The organism is Brachyspira intermedia PWS/A (assembly GCF_000223215.1).
Lineage (GTDB): Bacteria > Spirochaetota > Brachyspiria > Brachyspirales > Brachyspiraceae > Brachyspira > Brachyspira intermedia.
This window is the reverse complement of record NC_017243.1, coordinates 1,106,783-1,128,822: the sequence shown is the minus strand read 5'-3', so window position 1 is coordinate 1,128,822 and position 22,040 is coordinate 1,106,783. Positions and strand designations below refer to the sequence as shown.

Sequence of the window (22,040 nt, the reverse complement as noted above, 5' to 3'; positions counted from 1 at the left end):
GGTAAAAATATTTTGTAATTGAAATTTTAATTATTTTAATTTATCATAAAAAATAATAATACATACAGAGGGTAAAAAAATGAAATCACTTCTTTCTCTTATTTCTATTTTTGTTTTAATAGTTTCGATAATTTCCTGCGGAGGCGGAAACAAAGAGACAGAACAAACAGAAAATAGTCAAACTAATCAAACAGAAACTAATAAAGTATATGTTAATCCTACAACTACAAATGAAAATCATAATACAGATATTGATATTAACATTGATACAACTAAATATACTAATGAATATATTCAAGGTACAGAAATGGATCCTATACCTACAGGATATAAAAAAATAGATGAAATACTTAATGAGCATAAATATAAAGCACCAATATACGAAATATCAAAACTAATAGCAGAAGAAGGACTAGAAGGAAAAATTACTGAATATACAAATTTTGGTGATAAATATATATATCAAGATTCTACTCCTTTGTTTTTGGCAGTACAATTCGGATACAATGATTTAGCAAAAGAGCTTATAAAAGAAGGTGCTGATGTTAATGCTAGAGCAAGCGGTATGGAAACAGAAACAGAAGGCGGTCTTGATATGCTTTACTATGCTGTTAGAAATAATAATCCTGAAATGACTAAAATCTTAATTGATAAAGGACTTGATAAAAATAGAGATTATGGTTATGAATATTCTACTTATTTGACAGATATTGCTATTGACAACAACAATCTTGATGTACTTAAACTTCTTGTAAAAAGAGGAGATTCAAAAGAAACTTTAATTCCAAAAGCAGTTGAGCAGAATAATATAGAAATGGTTAAATATTTATTATCTATAGGACAAGATATAGATGCTCAAATATTTTATGACGGATTTTGGGTTAATTCTCCTTTGAAAGTAGCTGCAGAAAACGGATATATAGAAATGGCTAAATTTTTAATTGATGAAGGAGCAAATTTAAACTCAGCTGATGATTATATGCTTTATGCATATAATAATTATGATATAACTAAATTATTAGTAGATAATGATGTTTTTAATCTTAATACTAATACAACTAGAGAACAAGCTATAAAATTAGTACAAGATGGCAAATATTATGAAATAGAAAAATTATTATCAAGCGAAGATTCAAATAATATAGACGGATATGATGAATTGATGAATGCTATATCTAAAGGCGATATGAAAGCATTAGAAAAACTTATAAAAGATGATACTGATTTAAATAAACAATATGATAAGATAACTCCTCTTGGTTTAGCTGCTGCTAGAAATGATAAAGAGATGGTTAAATTTTTAGTAGAAAAGGGTGCTGATATAAATTTAGAAGATGGATACGGATATACTCCTTTAATAAAAGCAATGAAGTATCGTAATATAGATTTAGCTAAAAATATTGTTGATTTGAAGCCTGATTTAAATGCTATATGTTCAGCAACAGGAGATACTCCTTTAACATATTTAGCACGTGAAGTTTGGTTTGGAACAGATCTTTGTTACTATATGATAAAAAATGGTGCTGATGTAAATAAAAAAAATGACAACGGAGATACTCCATTAATAGTTGCCGTACAAAATGTTGTTGGAAGTTATGGTATGTTAGGAGTTATTATAAATATGGGGGCTGATTATAACATTAAAAACAAAGAAGGAAAAACAGCTATGGATATTGTTATGGAAGAAGATGACAAAGCAACACTTTATCATTTAAATAATCCTGACGATTTAGAAACTTATCTTAGTTATTAAGTATAAAAATAATAAAATAAAAAAGTGCATGCATTATATATGTATGCACTTTTTTTGTTTAAATATTTTTCATTGAAATTTTGATTATTCTAATTTATAATGCTAAAATGACAATACATACAGAGGGTACTATATGAAAAATGTTATTTCTATAATTGCAGCATTTATTTTAATGATTGCTGTAATTTCATGCGGCGGAAACAAAAAAACAAATCAATCAGAACAAAATACTCAAACTAATCAAAAATCACAAAACAACAATGCACAAAATATTCAAACCAATACATCAGCTAATCAAAGCAAACAAACAAATAATCAAAAAGAATTCTTTGATATGAAATATGTTTATAAAGGTATTAGAGCAGATAAAGCTAAATTTGATGAAAAGCTTAAAAAATTAAGAGAAAATAATGAATATGCAAAAAGGAATTTTGATTTTCTTAATAGGAAATTTTCAAATGATGATGAAATAAAAAAATATTCTATAGAGTTTATATCAAATGTTAATTATGCTACATTAGATCTAGAATTCTTAATAAGCTGGGGGAGTTGGGGCATATATAGTGAAGTTGAAGATTATTATGCTGTTGGATATCTATATGTCGATCAAAATTTAGCATTAAAAAAGGCAAGAGAAGAATTATTAAAATTAAATAAAAAAGATGCTGATGTTTATTTAGCTTTGTTCTTATCTCATTTTGTTACAGATTCGCTTTATTATTTTGAAGAAGAGAAAAAATATTTAACAGAATGGAAAAAAGCAGGCGGCACTAATATATCTATGATAATGAGAGAAAATGATAATGAGAATACTTATATACAAAAAATGAATTTAATTAATTATATAATAGAAGCTCCTGATTCTTTAAGGGCAGAAAAATTAGTTGCTGATGCTTATAAAGATAATTTCTATAGATACATTGTAAAAGATAATGGATATATAGATTTATTCAATGAAAATAATTATTCTTTAACTTCAATTGAATTAGAAGGTACTGCCCGTTTATCTTCAGTAAAAATAGCAGAAGAAATAGGCAATACAAATGTAATGAATAAATATATAAAAACTTATATAAATAATAGATTGGCTAATGATGATATACAAGACTATTTAGAATATTATCAAAATTATTACAATATTAATGCAGTTTATTGTTATGACGGTTGGAATAACCTTAATTTACTTGAGTTTAAAAAGAATACGTTTTTAATTGAAAGCACTATGAAAGGATTAGTAAATATGCATTATTATAATCCTGATTTTATAAAAGATAATTTATATGCTTCATTTAAAGAGATAAAAAATTATAATTTCAGACTTGGAGATATAGACAAAGTAGAATCTGCTGAAATTAATTCAATTTCTACAAATGATTTGAAAGATTATACTAAAGACTCCAAATTTATAGATTCAGGCAGCTTTGATATAGAACAATATTCATCTCATGTAGCTAGCAACATGTATTATCCTCTACATGAAGTATCTTTCTTCTTATGTGATATCAATAATGATGGTAAAGAAGAATTAATGCTTTCAGGAGAATATACTAGTTCTGCAGGAAGAGGCGGTATAGCACATTATACTTTACTTTTAAAAGATAATTTGGAAGTAGATTTTGATTCAGAAATAGGACAGTTTATTAATTATCGTAGTTTCCAAGATTTGGGATGTACTCAAAAAATATACACAGAAAATGGAAAAAATAAAATGATTTTATTGGATACTCTTAATAATGAGGCATATGATATATTTATTGATAATAATGAAATAAAGAATGCAGAAGTTTTTGATTATATTACATATAGTTATCAACCAAAATTGGAGTGGAAAGGAAGTATACTTAATGGAGTACCTGAAGGAGCTTTAAAAACTGATGCCAGCTTTGATATGTCTAAGGCAGAGAATGGATCAGACAAAGCAATAGTGTCCGACAGAACTTTGAGAGTAGCTGATAAACTTATAAGCGATGCGTATTTTGCTAAAAGGGCTACTTTGGATAAACAAGGTCAGGAAGAATTATTGGACCAAAGAAGAGCAGAAATAAAAGCTATTCAGGAAGCAAAAGGAGATATTAAAGCAATAGAAGCCGAAATGCTTAAAATTTTGAATATACAATAATTTTTAATAGTTGCAATAAAAGTGCATGCATTATATATGTATGCACTTTTTTATTGTTAAAAATATTTATAATTGAAATTTTAATAATTTTAATCTATAATGCGAAAACAACAATACATACAGAGGGTACTATATGAAAAAATTTATTTCTATAATCGCAGCATTTATTTTAATGATTGCTGTAATTTCATGCGGCGGCGGAAACAAAAAAGCAAATCAATCAGAACAAAATACTCAAACTAATCAAAAATCACAAAACAACAATGCACAAAATACTCAAACCAATACTTCACAAACAAATAATCAAAAAGAATTCTTTGATATGAAATATGTTTATAAAGGTGTTAGAGTAGATAAAGCTAAATTTGATGAAGAGCTTAAAAATTTAAGAGAAAATAATGAAAAAGCAAAAAGAAATTTCGATTTTCTTAATAGGAAATTCGCAAATGATGATGAAAGAAAAAAATATTCTATAGAGTTTATATCAAATGTTAATTTTAATTATTATCCATTTAGTGAAACATTCAGCAGTGTGGATATATATAATGAAGATTTGACAGATTATTATGCTGATGAACATTTATATGTAGATCAGAATCTAGCATTAAAAAAGGCAAGAGAAGAATTATTAAAATTAAATAAAAAAGATGCTGATGTTTATTTAGCTTTGTTCTTATCTCATTTTGCTTGCGATTCGCTTTATTATTTTGAAGAAGAAAAAAAGTATTTAACAGAATGGAAAAAAGCAGGCGGAACTAATATATCTATGATAATAGCAAAGTATGATGGTGATAATGCTTACAGCAATAAAATGAAATTAGTTGATTATATAATAGAAGCTCCTGATTCTTTAAGGGCGGAAAAATTAGTTGCTGATGCTTATAACAATGGTTTCTCTAGATATATTGCAAAAAATAATGGATATATAGATTTATTTAATGAAAATAATTATTCTTTAAGTTCAATTGAATTTGGAGGTACAGCTCATATAGCTTTAGTAAATATAGTACCAGAAATAGTTAATACAAATATAATAAATAAATATTTAAAAACATATGTTAGAAACAGACTCAGCAATGATAAATTATATTTTGATGATGCGGAGTATTTTAGAAATTATTATAGAATTGATTTGCTGGAGTATTATAATGGATGGAATAGACTTAGTTTTCTTCAGTTTAAGAAAAATACATTCTTAATTGAAAGTACTAGGAACGGACCAGTAAATATACATTATTATAATCCTGAGTTTATGAATGATCATATATATGCTTCATTTGAAGAAGTAAAAACTTATAATTTCAGACTTGGAGATATAGATAAAGTAGAATCTGCTGAAATTAATTCAATTTCTACAAATGATTTGAAAGATTATACTAAAGGCTCTAAATTTATAAGTTTCGGTAAATTTGATGAAAAAAAATATTTGGAGTATATAGATGAAACAATGGGTTGGCGTATATATTTTCCATCTTTCTTCTTATGCGACATAAATAATGACGGTAAAGAAGAATTAATGCTTTCAGGGGATTATGATTATGGCGGAGGAAGAGGCGGTACAGTGAATTTTACTTTACTTTTGAAAGAGAATTTGGAAGTAGATTTTGATTCAGAAATAGGACAGCTTATTAATAATAAGGATTTTCAAAATTTAGAACGTATTCAAAAAATATATACTGAAGACGGTAAAAATAAAATGTTTTTATTAGATAAATCTTATAATAAAGCACTTGATATATTCATTGATAATAATGAAATAAAGAATACAGATTATTTTGATTATATTACATATAGTTATCAGCCTAAATTGGAATGGAAAGGAAGTATACTTGATGGAGTACCTGAAGGGGCTTTAAAAACTGATGCAAGTTTTGATATGTCTAAAGCAGAAAATGCATCAGACAAAGCAATAGTATCAGACAGAACTTTGAGAATGGCTGATAAACTTATAAGCGATGCATATTTTGCTAAAAAAGCTACTTTGGATAAACAAGGTCAGGAAGAATTATTGGAGCAAAGAAGAGCAGAAATCAAAACTATTCAGGAAGCAAAAGGCGATATTAAAACAATAGAAGCTGAAATGCTTAAAATTTTGAATATACAATAAAATAAGTCAATCCCTTAATTATATTAAATATATAATTAAGGGATTTTATTAAAAGAAGATGGATAAAGTTATATAAAAATTCAATCTATTATATTTTTCAAATCCTTTATTATAGTATCTATATTCGATAACTGCAAAGCCGAATAATTTTTAAGTTTATTTGCTATATATAAAAGTTTCTTAGTTTTTTCTATATGATCATAACTAAATAATATAGCTATAGGAACATTCAAAGCATTGGCTATTTTATTTAAATTTATTATGGATATGTTTCTTTTACCTACCTCAACACTTTGAAGATATTTAGCAGATATCCCGGACATTTCTGCTATTTCTGATATTGTTTTAGTCTGTGATTTTCTTATAGCTCTTATATTTTTACCAACAGAAGATATAAGCTCATCATCTTCTCTCAATCTATCTTTATTAGTATTATCTTCTTCTTTATTATCACTAAGTATATTATTATAAAAAGGTTTCTTTAAATTAGTAGTAAGCATACTCAAACCTCCGCATTATGTTTGTATTTGTCAAACATACCATCTTCCCTAAAACTATAAAAAGAATTACCGGCAACTATAATATGATCTATCATTTTTATTTCTACCATTAAAAATGCTTTATATAAAACCTTTGTAATTTCAATATCCTCTTTTGACGGTTTGGATATACCCGATGGGTGATTATGAGATATTATAACATAACTTGCTCCTAGTGATAATGACTTTTCTACTAAATCTCTTGGATATATAGTAGCAGAATCTATTGTGCCTCTGAATATATGCTCCATAGATATAAATCTTTTATTTACATCTAAACAAATAATAGAAAAAGTTTCAAATTTTAATTTTCCTAATTTTATAATAAGATAATTAATTAAATCTTTTTTCTTTATATGAGGGGAAGCTACTTTCAAACTGCTAAGTAAATAATACTCCAAAATAGAAGGGATACTCTTTATAAGATTAATCTTTTTTGAATTAAGCCCCTTAACCTTTGACAGTTCTTCTTCTGAGGCATTAACTATATTATGCAGATTATAAAAATTATAATAAAGTTTTTCTACTATAGTATTTGCTTTCTCTAATGATATGCCATTAGAGATAATTGAAGCTAATATTTGCTTTTCATTTGCTATATCTGCATTGCTGCTTTCTAAGGCATTACTAAATTTTATATTATCATTATAAAAATCATTATACATACGCATTTCCTTAATAAATTATAGTATAGCCTTAGTTAAACAAATTCTTTTTTAAAAATAAGCCATTTATTAAAGAAAATAAACAGTATATATTTAACTTTTATAACTTTTTTAAAAAAAATTCATTATTATAAAAAAATTATACAATTCAATAGTATAATGTATATATTAATTTTATTTCTCCAGAAGTTTCATCTGCCCCTATAGCAGCATTTTTTATTGTGATTACAAATTCTTTAATTTCACCCTTTTTAAGAGTAAAACTTTTATCATAAGAAATATTTGCAGTATCTCCTATAGAAGAATCAAATACAAACATATCTTGAGTTTTATCATATTTAAACTTTATCATAGGTTTTTGATGTTCTATTAAAATAGTGTCATTAACAATCTGAGGTATTTTATAAGTTTTATCATACATTGTTATAGAAGCATCTAAAGAAAAATAAACTTCATCTTTATCTTCATACTGAATATCTGCAGTATAAACTGTAGAAAGAATACTTTTTCTCTCGCCAATATTTACAGTTGTTAAAGAATCAAAGAATAAACTAGGTTTTTCTTTTGAAGATATAGTATTAAATACAGGTTCTTCAGTATTTAAACTTCCTGCCAATCTAATATCATAGCTAAAACCTGCATAATCATAATATTCAGTTTTACCTCCAAATTTAGTATTAAGAGTTTTAGCACTAATATTTTCTATTTCTAAATTCTGAACCTGTAAAGCCATTTTATTTTTCTCAACAATTTTTATAGGCATATAAGGAGAACGTCCGGGTGTTCCATAAGTAGCAATCTTTCTAGTTAAATCTACTTTTCCGCCTTCTACTCTAGGTGCATAACTATTATCATTTGCTATAGATAAAGTACACCAAGGATATATCTCTATAGTACCATCAGAATGAACTATACCAACAGGATCATACTCATAAAAATAAGTAAATCCATCAACAGCAAATTTTACCTGTTCATTTAAAGTAGCACTGTCAGCGCTAGCTTCCCAGCCCAATTCAACAGATCCCCATTCAACAGGGGCAGGTATTCCTACAATAGTTTTCCATTTTACAGGTATAGCAAAAGCAAATACTAATTTTGAATAACTATCTATTGCTATTAAATAATTATCAGTATCAAGTCCTGCACTTCCTGTAAATCTATAAAACCAAAATCTTTGTAATCTTTCGCTTTTATTGTATGCACTTGTAGAACTGAAAGTAGGATTCATATTTTTATACATATAGTATTTTACTTTACTTACATTGAATCCAGCAGCTTTGGTATTAGTACCATCATAATAATATTCATTTCTTAAAGGGTCTTTCAATTTCCAAGTATCATCTTTTATAAGCATATATGTAGGTTCATTTTTTAATCCGAAAGAAGCTGCAATTACATATTCATTATCAAGATCAAGAGTAAATCCATTATAATTAGGCTCATTCCAAGGTCTTTCTCCATTATAATTATAAAATGGATCTTCTTCAGGTTTTAAAATATCCTCTCCGCCAATATCAGGTTCTTCTGTATTATCATCTCCGCTGTCAGCCTTTCCCATTTGCTGATAATAATACCTTGGACTGAAATAACTTCCGCAAGTATTTAAAAATATTAAATTAAATATTAATAATAAAATAATAAATAAAGTATTTCTCATAAAATAAATTCTCAAAATAATTTTACTTAATAATTATACTAATAAAATAGATTAAGTAAACAATATTTTTATTGATTATTCTACTAATTAACAATATAAAAAAACGCCCAAGACCTTGCCTAAGCAAAGCCTTGGACTAAACACTATATTAAAAAACTATCCTATGGATCAAAACTATATAATACCTGCTATCCTTCCAGCAATTTGATAGAAAGCAAAACTTACTACCCAAGCAACTGTTAAGGTATAAATCATTAAGAAAGGTATCCATTTATTACCTATCTCGGCACCTATAACACCAACAGAGGCAAAACAAGGGAAATAAAGCAGTACAAAAAGAAGTAATGTATATGCCACTACAGGATTAAATACAGGGTCATTCTGTAATGATTCTGTGAGAACTGTTTCATCTCCGTCTTCTATAGACTTAATCTGTGCTATAGTAGAAACTAATACCTCTTTAGCAGCACCTCCAGCAACAAGACCAATACCTATTCTCCAATCGAAACCTAAAGGCTTTAATACTGGTTCTATAAATGTACCTATTTTACCAGCATAACTATTTTTTAAACCTTCAGAAGCAACTAATCTATCATATTCAGCAGTTATAACTTCTTCATCATTAGCATCTAATCCTTGACTAACAGCCAATGATTTAGCTTCCTGCATAAGTCTTGCATTATCTTCATCAGTAGGCTTATATTGAGGGAATGTCATTAAAGCCCATATTATAACTGAAGCAGCAAATACATAAGTACCAGCTTTCTTAATATACATCCAGCCTCTGTCAAACATATGTCTTAATACAGCCTTAGCTCTTGGTATTCTATATGGAGGAAGTTCCATAACAAAAGGAGTTTCCTCACCTTTGAAGAATGCTTTTCTAAATATGAATGCCATTATAAATGCCATCAATACACCAATCATATATATACTAAACATTACAGAAGCAGCCATTTTAGGAGCAAAAAAAGCACCTATAAACAATATATAAACAGGAAGTCTAGCACCGCAGCTCATAAATGTTGTAATCAATATAGTTACTACCCTATCCTTCTTACTTCTCAATGTTCTAGCAGCCATAACTGCAGGAATTGTACAACCAAAACCTAAGAAAAGAGGTATAAATGACTGACCGTGTAAACCTAATTTATGCATTATCTTATCCATTAAAAAAGCAGCTCTAGCCATGTAACCGCAGTCTTCTAAGAATGAAATTCCTGTGAACAGTATCAATACTAATGGAAGGAATGATAATACAGCACCAACACCTCCTATAACACCATCAACAACAACAGACTGTATCAAACTGCCTTCAGGAAGCAAACTTCCTACAAAACTAGATAATGCCCCTATTCCAGCTTCAAGCCAACCCTGAGGATAAGCTCCTACAGTAAATGTTACTTTAAATATCAGCCATAATACTACCAAGAATATTGGAAGACCAAGCCATTTATTTAAGAATATTACATCAGCAGCCTCTGTAAAATTGAATGCCTGTATATTATCTTTATGAACAGCCTCCTGTAAAGCTCCTCTTATATATGAATATCTTTTATCGGCCATTATAGAGTCTGTTTTTGCATTCATAGAAGTTTCTAATTTAATTATTTCTTTATTTAATACTTCTATTACTTCGCCGCCATTATTGCATTCTCTTCTTATAGAGTGAATAGCTCTTTCATCTTTTTCTAAAGTTTTAATAGCAAGCCATCTCTTATGAATCTCGCTTATATCGCCATGCATAGTATCTACAATATTCTTAATAGAGTTTTCTACTTCCTCTCCATATCTTATAGCAGAATCTCTATGAAGCTTATTTCCTGAAGTATGCATCTTTTCTATTTCATCTAATATTCTAACAACACTTTCATATTTATTTCCATGAACTTTCATCACTGGGAATTTGAAAAGCTCACTCAAATTCTTTTCATCTATTTTAATACCATTCTTTTCAGCATGCTCATACATATTAAGTACGCATACAATAGGAATACCTAATTCTACAAGCTGTAATGTGAGATAAAGATTTCTTTCTAAATTTGTAGAGTCTATAACATTTATTATAAAATCAGGTTTCTCATTAAGAAGCACATCGCATGCCACTACCTCATCTTGAGAATATGCACTTAAACTATAAACACCGGGTAAATCTATTAAATCATAAGTATAACCATTATAAAGCATATTAGCCTGTCTTTTTTCTACTGTTACACCCGGATAATTAGCAACTTTATAATTAGCACCTGTTAAAGCATTGAATATAGTTGTTTTTCCTGAGTTAGGGTTTCCAGCCAAAGCTATTTTAAATTTAGTATTATTTGACGGAACTTTTATTTTCTTTGCTATATCAGATTTACTTTCTATTAAAGTATCATCTTCATCTTTTACTTCTTTATGCTCTATATGCTTTAATACTCTCTCCTTCTTTATTTCCACATTTGATTTAGCAACTTCTATCCCATTAGCCTCCGATTTTCTAAGAGAAATTTCATAGTCCATAATATGAACTTGTATAGGATCTCCTAAAGGTGCTTTTCTAACAACCCAGCCTTTAGCTCCAGGAGTAAATCCCATTTCTATAATTCTTTGTCTAATCTCACCATCGGTGGCTACTTTATCAACAACAAAACCTTCTTCAATATCTAATTCTGTTAGTTTCATAAATAATTATCTCCTTTATAATTTTACAACAGAAATTAATAGACACTTACAAAGTGTTTGTATATTCTAACATTTAAAATAAAATTGTCAATATACTAAAATACATTTTTGTTATTTTATTACACAAAAAATCAATAAAATAAGAATTATTTTTTACTGCCTATCACCATACTTATAGTAGAAAGTATTATTAAAATAGAACCTATAATAATATTAATAGTAAGCTCTTCTTTATATATAAAAATAGATGCAACAACTGTAGTAGCCGGTTCAAACATATTAAGTATAGATGCCAAAGAAGAACCCAATCTTTTTACTCCATAAAGCAAAAGACCAAGAGAAAATATTGTACATACTAAAGATATTATAGCAAAATTTCCAAATACATATAAATTATTAAGAAGCTGTAAAGAACCTGTAAACATTCCAACTATAAAAAAAGTAATAGAAACAAATAAAGACATATAAAAAAGCGAGACCATAGTATCAACTTCAGCAAAACTGCATTTCTTATTAGCTATTATATAAGAGCCGTAAGTAATTGTAGTTATTAATGCATACACTACTCCCAAAAAGGATTCAACCTCTACAACTTGAGTAAGCATTACTATTCCTACAATAGCAAATACTATAGAAAGAACTTTTAATATATTAGCTTTTTCTTTAAACATAAATATCATTACAAGCAAAACTATAACAGGATATCCGAAATGTATCATATTACTTAATCCTGCAGATATATATAATAAAGATTGTGATAAGAAAAAGAATGTAAGTCCAAGCCCTATTATACTAAATATTAATAATTCTATAAATTGTCTTTTTGTTATTTTAAAACTTTTCTTTGAAACAATAATGATTATAAACAAAAAAATTGCTGTAAGAAAATATCTATAAAAAACTATTGAAAGTGAAGAATAATTATAAGCAATAATATTCTTAACAAAAATAGGAAGAAATCCATAAGCAATAGAGCCTATTATAACTAATAAAATATTTAACATTGAAGTCCTCTATAATAAATATAAATAAATGTAATAAAATAAATACTTAGAATGAAAATTAGAATACTGTTTTAAATTATACAAAAGAAAATATCACTGCATATACAAACCCTAAAATAATTATAATTGCTTAATGATATATTATATTATTAATAAATCAATATAGTGCTTATACAAAAATACTTCTTTTAATAATTTAAATATTTAATTTACATATTTGTAAAGAAGTATTTTCTTTTTAGTATTGATTTGAATAAAAATATCTACTATAATAGATATATAATTAATAAATTAAGGATTATTATCTTGAAAAAATATATACTAATTATCATATTTTGTGCTATGTTTTTCTGTTCATGTTCTTCAAAAGAATCCAACACTCAAAACGCTAATTCACTTATAATATATTGTCCTCATCCTTTAGAATTTATAAATCCATTGGTAGATGATTTCAAATCTAAAAATCCTGGAATAAATGTTGATATTATAGCAGCCGGAACAGGCGAACTTATAAAAAGGGTTGAATCTGAAAAAAATAATCCTTTAGGCGATATACTTTGGGGAGGAAGTTTAAATCTCATAAGAAATAAAATAGAGCTATTTGAAAATTACACTTCTACTAATGAACCTAATATAGGTGATGCATATAAAAATACTGAAGGCCCTTTAACTAGATTTACAACTATGCCAAGTGTTATAATGATTAATACTAACTTAATAGGCAATATAAAAATAGAAGGTTATCAGGATTTGCTTAATCCGCTATTAAAAGGAAAAATAGCATTTGCTGATCCTTCCGCTTCTTCATCTTCTTTTGAGCATTTAGTAAATATGCTTTATGCTATGGGTAAAGGTGATCCTGAAAAAGGATGGGATTATGTACAAAAATTATGTGCTAATTTAGACGGTAAATTATTAAGTGGTTCTTCTGCAGTTTATAAAGGTGTGGCTGATGGTGAATATACTGTTGGTTTAACTTTCGAAGAAGGCGGTGCTAATTATGTATCTGCTGGTTCTCCTGTTAAATTAGTATATATGAAAGAAGGTGTTGTTTTTAAAGCAGATCCTATATGTATAATAAAAAATGCCAAGAACTTAGAAAATGCTAAAAAGTTCGTTGACTATGCTACAAGCTATGATGCCCAAAAAACAATAAATGATAAATTAAATAGAAGATCTGTAAGAAATGATTTGCCTCCTTCTGCTATACTTCAGTCTATAGATACTATTAATGTTATAAAAGATGATGATACTGTAGTTGATAAAAATAAACAAAATTGGCTTAATAAATTTAAGGATATTTTCACTAGTATCTAATAATTTATAAATAAAAATCAAAAAGGATTGATATCATGAAAAAAATTATTCTAATCTGCAGTGCAGTAATACTATCACTAGTACTATTTTATTCTTGTTCTTCAAGCGAATCTGGTACACAAAGCGGACAAGGCGGTAATTCACTTGTAATATATTGCCCGCATCCATTAGAATTTATAAATCCATTGGTAGATGATTTTAAAGCTAAAAATCCAGGAATTAATGTTGATATTATAGCTGCCGGAGTCGGCGAACTTTTAAAAAGAGTTGAATCTGAAAAAGATAATCCATTGGGCGATATACTTTGGGGAGGAAGTTTGAATACTGTAAAACCTAAAGTAGAATTATTTGAGAATTACACTACTACTAATGAAGCAAGCATAGCAGATGCATACAAAAATGTTGAAGGTGCTATTACAAGATTCACTGCTATACCAAGTGTTATAATGGTTAACACTAATTTAGCAGGCAATATAAAGATAGAAGGTTATGAAGATTTACTCAATCCTGCATTAAAAGGAAAAATAGCATTTGCTGACCCTTCTGCTTCTTCATCTTCTTTTGAGCATTTAGTGAATATGCTTTATGCTATGGGAAAAGGAGATCCTGAAAAAGGTTGGGATTATGTACAAAAATTATGTGCTAATTTAGACGGTAAATTATTAAGCGGTTCTTCTGCTGTTTATAAAGGTGTGGCTGATGGCGAATATACTGTTGGATTGACTTTTGAAGAAGGCGGTGCTAATTATGTATCTGCTGGTTCTCCTGTTAAATTAGTATATATGAAGGAAGGCGTTATAATTAAACCAGACGGCATATATATAATAAAGAATGCTAAAAACTTAGAAAATGCTAAAAAGTTTGTAGATTATGCTACAAGTTATGAGGCTCAAAAAACAATAAATGACAAATTGAACAGAAGATCTGTAAGAAGCGATTTGCCTCCTTCTGCTATACTTCAGTCTGTAGATACTATAAACGTTATAACAGATGATGAAGCTGTAGTTGATCAAAATAAACAAAATTGGCTAAATAAATTTAAAGATATTTTTACTAGTATATAATTAAATTAAAAACGAATATTAAAGAGTATAAATACATTTTATACTCTTTGTATTATAAATTTAAATAAAAAGGAATCGTACTATGAAAAAAATAATTTTAATATGCTCTGCATTATTCTTATCACTATTTTTATTTTATTCTTGTTCTTCAAGCGAATCAGGTGCACAAGGCGGTAATTCACTTGTAATATATTGTCCTCACCCATTAGAATTTATCAACCCATTAGTAGATGATTTCAAAGCTAAAAATCCGGGAATTACTGTTGATATTATAGCTGCTGGAACAGGCGAACTTCTTAAAAGAGTTGAATCTGAAAAAGATAATCCATTAGGCGATATACTTTGGGGCGGAACTATAAGCATGGCAAAGCCTAAAATTGATTTGTTTGAAAGCTATACATCTACAAATGAAGCTAATATAGCAGAAATATATAAAAATACTGAAGGTGCTTTAACAAGATGTACTGCTGTTCCTAGTATATTAATGGTAAATACTAACTTAGCAGGCAATATAAAAATAGAAGGTTATGAAGACTTGCTCAATCCTGAATTAAAAGGAAAAATTGCATTTGCTGATCCTTCCGCTTCTTCATCTTCTTTTGAGCATTTAGTAAATATGCTTTATGCTATGGGTAAAGGAGATCCTGAAAAAGGTTGGGATTATGTACAAAAATTATGTGCTAATTTAGATGGTAAATTATTAAGCGGTTCTTCTGCCGTTTATAAAGGTGTAGCTGACGGTGAATATACTGTTGGTTTAACTTTTGAAGAAGGCGGTGCTAATTATGTATCTGCTGGTTCTCCTGTTAAATTAGTATATATGAAAGAAGGCGTTATAATTAAACCAGATGGCATATACATAATAAAAAATGCAAAAAACTTAGAAAATGCTAAAAAGTTCGTTGACTATGCTACAAGCTATGATGCTCAAAAAACAATAACTGATAAATTGAACAGAAGATCTGTAAGAAGCGATTTACCTCCTTCTGCTATACTTCAGTCTGTAGATACTATAAATGTTATTACAGATGATGAAGCTGTAGTTGATAAAAATAAACAAAATTGGCTAAATAAATTTAAAGATATTTTTACTAGTATATAATTAAGTATCAAACTAATATAAAGAGTATAAATATATTTTATACTCTTTATTTATATAAACTAATAATAAAAAGAGAGGTTATAATGAGTGTATCTATATCTATTGAAAATGTAGTAAAACGTTATGAGAAGCTGACAATAATACCTGATCTTTCATTAGAGATAAAAAACGGAGAATTTTTTACTCTGCTTGGACCATCTGGATGCGGTAAGACAACACTGCTTCGTATGATAGCTGGCTTTAATACAATAGAAGGTGGAGAAATAAAATTTGATAAAGATGTAATCAATAATATTCCTGCTCATAAAAGAAATATTGGTATGGTATTTCAAAACTATGCTATATTTCCTCATATGACTGTTAGAGAAAATGTTGAATACGGATTAAAACTCAGAAAAGAAAATAAAGAATCTATGAAGAAAAAAGTAGATGAAATGCTTCATGTGGTAAAAATAGAAGAATATCAGGACAGACTTCCTGAAAGATTATCCGGAGGACAGCAGCAGAGAGTAGCTTTGGCCAGAGCAATAGTTATCACTCCAAGTGTTTTACTTATGGATGAGCCTCTTTCTAACTTGGACGCTAAATTAAGAATAGAAATGAGAAGTGCAATAAAAGATATACAAAGACATGTAGGCATTACAACTGTTTATGTTACACATGATCAGGAAGAAGCACTTGCAGTATCTGATAGAATAGCTGTAATGAAAAATGGAGTTATACAGCAGGTTGGAAGTCCTGTAAGTATTTATACAAGACCTTATAATGTATTTGTTGCTACTTTTATAGGACATTCAAATTTATTCTATGCAACTATCAAAATAGAAGGAAATGATACTTATCTTTTATTTAGATGCGGATATAAATTAAAAATGGATAATTTATTGGATGTTAAAGACGGCGATGAAGTTATTGTTGGAATAAGACCTGAAGAATTTTTTGTTAATTCTGAAAATGAAGAAGGCATCAAAGCAAAAATATTATCTAAAACTTTCCTTGGAAAATATACTAATTATTTCTTACATTTCAATGATAATGAAGTTGTTCCGGATCAGCCTAGCATAGAATATTCACAAGACTCATCATATACAGATAGAATGTATGAGAAAGATGAAGTTATAATTTTAAAACCTAATGCTAATAAAATCAATGTATTTACTCCAGACATGGAAAAAAGTCTTATTAAAGGAGTAAAAAAATATGAATAAACGTTTAAAAATAGATTTTTGGACCTATATTACTTTAATAATAGCTGTAATTTTTGCTTTATTTTTAGTATATCCATTATTCTCTTTGTTTATAAGCAGTTTTAAAGATCCTGAAACAGGAGCTTGGACTTTAGATAACTTTTTACGTTTCTTCAGCAGAAAATATTATTATCAGGCACTTGTAAATAGTTTTTCAGTAACTATATGCGTAACTATATTAGCTATAATCATAGGAACTCCTATGGCATATTTTATGAGCGTTTATAAAATAAAAGGTAAAACTTTTTTAGAAATACTCATAATAATATCTATGATGTCCCCTGCTTTTATAGGTGCTTATTCTTGGATACTATTACTAGGAAGAAGCGGAGTAGTAACTAAATTTTTTGCAGGATTTGGAATTTCAACTCCTACAATATATGGTTTCGGAGGAATATTATTAGTATTTACTTTGAAATTATATCCATTTATATTTATGTATGTTTCAGGTGCTTTAAGTAAAATAGATGTTTCTTTAATGGAAGCTGCAGAAAGTTTGGGATGTTCTCCTTTTAAAAAGGTTGTTACCATAGCTATGCCTTTAATAACTCCAACTATATTGGCTGGTTCATTATTAGTATTTATGAATGCATTAGCTGATTTCGGTACTCCTATGCTTATAGGTGAAGGATACAGAACTATGCCTACTATGATTTACTCTGAATTCGTAAGCGAAGTAGGAGGCAATGCTAATTTCTCTGCTTCTATGGCTAGTATTATGGTATTTATAACTGCTATGATGTTTATGGCTCAAAAATACTTTGTTAATAAAAAATCATTTACTATGAGTTCTATGAATCCTATAAAACCTAAAGAAATTAAAGGTGTTATGTCTGTATTAGTACATGTATTTATTTATTTTATAGTATTTTTATCTATAATTCCTCAGCTTACAGTTATATATACTTCTTTCTTAAAAACAAACAGAGCCATATTTGTTAAAGGTTTCTCTTTGAATAGTTATATTTCTATATTCTCTTCTCTTGGAACTTCTATAAAAAATACTTATCTATACGGAATTATAACTATATTTATTATTGTTATACTTGGTATGTTTATAGCATATATTTCCATAAGAAGAAAAAATATTTTAACAAGCATTATAGATACAATAACTATGTTTCCATATATAATACCTGGATCTGTTTTAGGTATTACGCTTCTTTTAGCTTTTAACAAACCTCCTATAATATTAAGCGGAACATCTATGATAATAATAATGTCATTGGTTATAAGAAGAATGCCTTATACTTTGAGATCAAGTTCTGCCATACTATATCAAATAAGCACGAGTATGGAAGAAGCCTCTATAAGTTTGGGAGCTTCTCAAGTAAAAACTTTCTTTAAGATAACCGCTATGATGATGCTTCCCGGTGTAATTTCTGGAGCTATATTAAGCTGGATAACAGTAATCAATGAATTGAGTTCTTCTGTAATATTGTATACAGGAAAGTCAAGAACAATGGCTGTTTCTATTTACCAAGAAGTTATAAGAGCTAGTTATGGAACTGCTGCTGCTTTATCCACAATATTAACCTTATCAACTATAATATCTCTTTTAATATTCTTCAAATTGACTGGTAAAAAAGAAGTAAGTTTATAATAAACAATTAAAACATTATAAAAGGATCATGGGATAAATATCTTATGATCCTATTTTTATATTATCTAAAATTGCAATTTTTCTACTTTATTATATTTACATTTTATGTTATTATTAAGTTTTAATAAAAAATATTTTACCTATATATTAGATTTTTAAGGAGTTTATACTAATGGGAGCAATGGACTTAGTATTCAAATTAATATTCGGCTCTAAAGAACAAAATGACGCTAAAATATTAAAACCTATAGCAGAAAAGACATTAACATTTGAAGAAGAAATAAAGAAATTAAGCAATGAAGAACTTACAAATAAAACAAAAGAATTCAGGGAAAGAGTAGAAAAATACATAGGATGCAAAACAGAAGAATTAGATTTAAGCAAAGAAGAAAATAAGAAAAAACTTCAAAATATATTAGATGATATACTTCCAGAAGCATTTGCTGTGGTTCGTGAGGCTAGTATAAGAACTACAGGAATGAGACACTTTGATGTGCAGGTTATGGGAGGAGCGGTACTTCATCAGGGAAGAATCGCTGAAATGAAAACAGGTGAAGGTAAAACTCTTGTTGCTACACTTGCCGTTTATCTTAATGCTTTAACAGGACTTGGAGTGCATGTTGTTACAGTAAATGATTATCTTGCTAAAAGGGACGCTGAATGGATGACTCCTATATATTCTATGCTTGGTATAAGTGTTGGTATACTTGATAATACTAGACCTCATTCTCCGGAAAGAAGAGCCGTTTATAACTGCGATGTTGTTTATGGTACTAATAATGAGTTCGGTTTCGACTATTTAAGGGATAACATGGTAACTAGAAAAGAGGATAAAGTTCAGAGAAAATTCTACTTTGCCATAGTCGATGAGGTAGACAGTATTTTGATAGACGAAGCTAGAACACCTCTTATCATATCAGGACCTGCTGAGAAAAACATAAAAATGTACTATGAAATTGACAGAATCATACCAATGCTAAAACAGGCTGAAGTTGATGAAAGGATGCGTGAGGTGGCTGGTACTGGTGATTATGTATTAGACGAAAAAGATAAAAACGTATACCTTACAGAAGAAGGCGTACACAAAGTAGAAAAACTTCTTAATGTTGAAAACTTATACGGTGCTCAAAGCAGTACTATAGTTCACCATGTTAATCAGGCATTAAAAGCACATAAAGTGTTCAAAAAAGACGTTGATTATATGGTTACAGATGGGGAAGTTTTAATTGTAGATGAGTTTACAGGACGTGTACTTGAAGGAAGAAGATATAGTGACGGACTTCACCAAGCAATAGAGGCTAAAGAAAAAGTTGCTATACAAAATGAATCTCAAACTTATGCTACAATTACATTCCAGAACTATTTCAGAATGTATCCTAAACTTTCAGGTATGACAGGTACTGCTGAAACAGAGGCAGAAGAATTCTATAAAATATACAAATTAGACGTTGCTGTTATACCTACTAATAAGCCTATAGCAAGACAGGATTTATCAGATAGAATATACAGAACAAGAAAAGCTAAATTTGAGGCTTTGGCAAAATATATTAAAGAACTTCAGGATGCCGGAAAACCTGCTCTTGTTGGTACTGTATCAGTGGAAATGAATGAAGAATTATCAAAAGTATTCAAAAGACATAAAATCAATCATGAAGTATTGAATGCTAAAAACCACTCAAGAGAGGCTGCAATAATAGCACAGGCAGGAGAACCGGGAGCCGTTACACTCGCTACAAACATGGCAGGCCGTGGTACAGATATTGTGCTTGGAGGTAACCCTGTTGCTAAAGGCGTTGCTGAAATAGAGCAGATACTTGTACTTATGAGAGATAAGGCTTTCAAAGAGAGAGACCCTTACAAAAAAGAGGAATTAACAAAGAAAGTAAAATCAATAGACCTTTATAAAGAAGCATTTGTAAGAAGCGTTATTTCTGGAAAAATTGAAGAGGCTAAAGAATTGGCTCAAAAGAATAATGCCGATGAAATGATAGAAAAGATTGACAGAATAATACAAATAAATGAAAAATCCAAAATAGATAAAGAAAAAGTTCTTGCTGCAGGCGGTTTGCATGTTATAGGAAGCGAAAGACATGAGGCTAGACGTATTGATAATCAGCTTAGAGGTAGAAGCGGAAGACAGGGAGACCCGGGACTTAGCGTATTTTTCTTATCTCTTGAAGATGATTTAATGCGTTTATTCGGAGGTGAGAGAGTTTCTAAGATGATGCTTGCTATGGGAATGGGCGAAGAAGAAGAACTTGGACATAAATGGCTTAACAAATCAATAGAAAATGCTCAGAGAAAGGTTGAAGGCAGAAACTTCGATATAAGAAAGCATTTGCTTGAGTATGATGATGTTATGAATCAGCAGCGTATGGCTGTTTATGGTGAGAGAGATTATATACTTTACTCTGACGATATATCCCCTAGAGTAGAAGAAATTATATCTGAAGTAACTGAAGAAACTATTAAAGATATATCAGATAATAAAAAACATGTTGATCCTTTAGAAGTAACTAAATGGCTTAACAGTTATTTAATAGGCATAGATGAAGATGCTGCTAACAAAGCTGTAGAGGGCGGCGTTGATAATGCTGTAAAAAATCTTACTAACCTATTACTTGAAGCATATAAAAAGAAATCTTTAGAAGTAGATGAAAAGATATTCAGAGAAGTAGAAAAAAACATATTCCTTTCAATAATAGATAACAGATGGAAGGATCATTTATTTGCTATGGACAGTTTAAGAGAAGGTATAGGACTTAGAGGATATGCTGAGAAAAACCCTCTTACAGAATACAAACTTGAAGGTTATAAAATGTTTGTAGCTACTATGAATGTTATACATAATGAGCTTGTAAACTTGATAATGAGAGTAAGAATAATACCTAATTCATTTGACCGTATGGAAAGAGAGAGTGCATTTGACGGAGGGGTTGAAGAGAAAAGCAGTACTAGTGCTATGAATGGAGGCAATGCTCAAGCTATTCAAAGCAAAGTAAAAACTGCACAGGCCAATGTTAAAATGACTCAGAAAATAGGAAGAAATGATCCTTGTCCTTGCGGAAGCGGTAAGAAATATAAACACTGTCATGGAAAGGATAATCCTCAGTAAATAAAAGAAAAACAAAATAATTAATGCAAAAATAAAAGGTATATATAATTGATTTTATATATACCTTTTTTAATATAATAATCA

General features: G+C 28.8%; 14 protein-coding genes. 9 read left to right on the top strand and 5 right to left on the bottom strand.

The features are described from left to right. The first annotated feature begins 79 nt into the window (after positions 1-79). From BINT_RS04960 to BINT_RS04950, 3 genes are all read left to right on the top strand, one after another. Positions 80-1,753, top strand: coding sequence for an ankyrin repeat domain-containing protein (locus BINT_RS04960; RefSeq protein ID WP_014487457.1), 1,674 nt, complete (start codon positions 80-82; stop codon positions 1,751-1,753). A gap of 133 nt (positions 1,754-1,886) precedes the next feature. Next, a complete protein-coding gene (locus BINT_RS04955; protein ID WP_014487456.1) occupies positions 1,887-3,872 on the top strand; it encodes a lysozyme inhibitor LprI family protein in 1,986 nt (661 codons plus the stop codon). A 133-nt stretch (positions 3,873-4,005) separates the two neighbouring features. Next, the gene (locus BINT_RS04950) at positions 4,006-5,979 is read left to right on the top strand and encodes a lysozyme inhibitor LprI family protein (protein WP_014487455.1); all 1,974 of its coding nucleotides are present in this window, start codon (positions 4,006-4,008) and stop codon (positions 5,977-5,979) included. Between the two features lie 80 nt (positions 5,980-6,059). Here BINT_RS04950 and BINT_RS04945 read toward each other — a convergent pair whose 3' ends face one another. The 5 genes from BINT_RS04945 to BINT_RS04925 form a co-directional block, all read right to left on the bottom strand. Further along, positions 6,060-6,479 carry a helix-turn-helix domain-containing protein gene (locus tag BINT_RS04945; RefSeq protein WP_014487454.1) on the bottom strand — a complete coding sequence of 140 codons (420 nt, stop codon included), beginning with the start codon at positions 6,477-6,479 and terminating at the stop codon, positions 6,060-6,062. Positions 6,480-6,481: 2 nt separating this feature from the next. After that, positions 6,482-7,183, bottom strand: a complete 702-nt coding sequence (locus BINT_RS04940) for a JAB domain-containing protein (protein ID WP_014487453.1) — start codon at positions 7,181-7,183, stop codon at positions 6,482-6,484. 148 nt (positions 7,184-7,331) lie between these two features. Then, positions 7,332-8,840, bottom strand: coding sequence for a hypothetical protein (locus tag BINT_RS04935; protein ID WP_014487452.1), 1,509 nt, complete (start codon positions 8,838-8,840; stop codon positions 7,332-7,334). Positions 8,841-9,014: 174 nt separating this feature from the next. Beyond that, positions 9,015-11,504, bottom strand: a complete 2,490-nt coding sequence (gene feoB / locus BINT_RS04930; RefSeq protein ID WP_014487451.1) for a ferrous iron transport protein B — start codon at positions 11,502-11,504, stop codon at positions 9,015-9,017. Between the two features lie 146 nt (positions 11,505-11,650). Beyond that, positions 11,651-12,508, bottom strand: a complete 858-nt coding sequence (locus BINT_RS04925) for a DMT family transporter (RefSeq protein ID WP_014487450.1) — start codon at positions 12,506-12,508, stop codon at positions 11,651-11,653. 306 nt (positions 12,509-12,814) lie between these two features. On the opposite strand from BINT_RS04925, the gene BINT_RS04920 reads away from it, so the two are divergent. From BINT_RS04920 to secA, 6 genes are all read left to right on the top strand, one after another. Further along, entirely contained in the window at positions 12,815-13,825 is a 1,011-nt protein-coding gene (locus tag BINT_RS04920) for an ABC transporter substrate-binding protein (RefSeq protein ID WP_041177268.1), read from the top strand. A gap of 35 nt (positions 13,826-13,860) precedes the next feature. Beyond that, on the top strand, positions 13,861-14,889 hold the full coding sequence (locus tag BINT_RS04915) for an ABC transporter substrate-binding protein (RefSeq protein WP_014487448.1): 1,029 nt from the start codon (positions 13,861-13,863) through the stop codon (positions 14,887-14,889). Between the two features lie 82 nt (positions 14,890-14,971). Beyond that, positions 14,972-15,991, top strand: a complete 1,020-nt coding sequence (locus BINT_RS04910) for an ABC transporter substrate-binding protein (protein WP_014487447.1) — start codon at positions 14,972-14,974, stop codon at positions 15,989-15,991. Positions 15,992-16,074: 83 nt separating this feature from the next. Then, the gene (locus BINT_RS04905; RefSeq protein ID WP_014487446.1) at positions 16,075-17,199 is read left to right on the top strand and encodes an ABC transporter ATP-binding protein; all 1,125 of its coding nucleotides are present in this window, start codon (positions 16,075-16,077) and stop codon (positions 17,197-17,199) included. Further along, positions 17,192-18,841 (top strand): ABC transporter permease, encoded by a 1,650-nt coding sequence (locus tag BINT_RS04900; RefSeq protein ID WP_014487445.1) that lies wholly within the window; start codon positions 17,192-17,194, stop codon positions 18,839-18,841. Before BINT_RS04905 ends, BINT_RS04900 begins: the two co-directional genes overlap by 8 nt. Before the next feature lie 172 nt (positions 18,842-19,013). Next, the gene (gene secA / locus BINT_RS04895; RefSeq protein ID WP_014487444.1) at positions 19,014-21,956 is read left to right on the top strand and encodes a preprotein translocase subunit SecA; all 2,943 of its coding nucleotides are present in this window, start codon (positions 19,014-19,016) and stop codon (positions 21,954-21,956) included. Positions 21,957-22,040 lie beyond the last annotated feature (84 nt).